Origin of the sequence: Paenibacillus sp. J22TS3, assembly GCF_018403205.1 — a bacterium.
Lineage (GTDB): Bacteria > Bacillota > Bacilli > Paenibacillales > Paenibacillaceae > Fontibacillus > Fontibacillus tuaregi.
In genome coordinates this window covers 1-622 of record NZ_BOSF01000021.1, presented here as the reverse complement: position 1 = coordinate 622, position 622 = coordinate 1, and the positions used below count along the sequence as shown (strand labels likewise).

Sequence of the window (622 nt, the reverse complement as noted above, 5' to 3'; positions counted from 1 at the left end):
TTCCACGCGTACCCATCCCGAACACGACCGTTAAGCCCTCCAGCGCCAATGGTACTTGGACCGCAGGGTCCTGGGAGAGTAGGACGTCGCCAAGCGCAACCCTAATGGGTTACAATTTAACAAATTAAGGGCCTTTAGCTCAGCTGGTTAGAGCGCACCCCTGATAAGGGTGAGGTCGGTGGTTCGAGTCCACTAAGGCCCACCATTTAACTTTATAACATATGGGGCCATAGCTCAGCTGGGAGAGCGCCTGCCTTGCAAGCAGGAGGTCAGCGGTTCGATCCCGCTTGGCTCCACCATACAGATTGCATCAGTTTCAGTCGTGAATTTCCAACGTCACAGCAATGTGGTCGCGCTGAAATTTCCGATTTTGATCCTTGAAAACTAGATAACGAAACGAAATTGCGTAAATTAGAATTCCTTTAAGCTGAACTTGTGCAAACAAGTGAAGTGAATCAAAGGTAGCGCGAAGGTTGGTCAACCAACCGGAGCAACTGGTTAAGCTACTAAGAGCACACGGAGGATGCCTAGGCGCTAGGAGCCGAAGAAGGACGTGGCGAACAACGAAACTGCCTCGGGGAGCTGTAAGCAAGCTTTGATCCGGGGGTGTCCGAATGGGGAA

The 622-nt window shown here is 51.4% G+C and carries 2 tRNA genes and 2 rRNA genes; all 4 read left to right on the top strand.

Annotated elements, in window-relative coordinates:
* Positions 1-95, top strand: a 5S ribosomal RNA gene (rrf, locus tag KJS63_RS25830); the annotation flags it as partial.
* Between the two features lie 33 nt (positions 96-128).
* Positions 129-205 (top strand) — tRNA-Ile (locus tag KJS63_RS25825).
* Between the two features lie 18 nt (positions 206-223).
* A tRNA-Ala gene (locus tag KJS63_RS25820) sits at positions 224-299 on the top strand.
* Positions 300-496: 197 nt separating this feature from the next.
* Positions 497-622, top strand: a 23S ribosomal RNA gene (locus KJS63_RS25815); the annotation flags it as partial.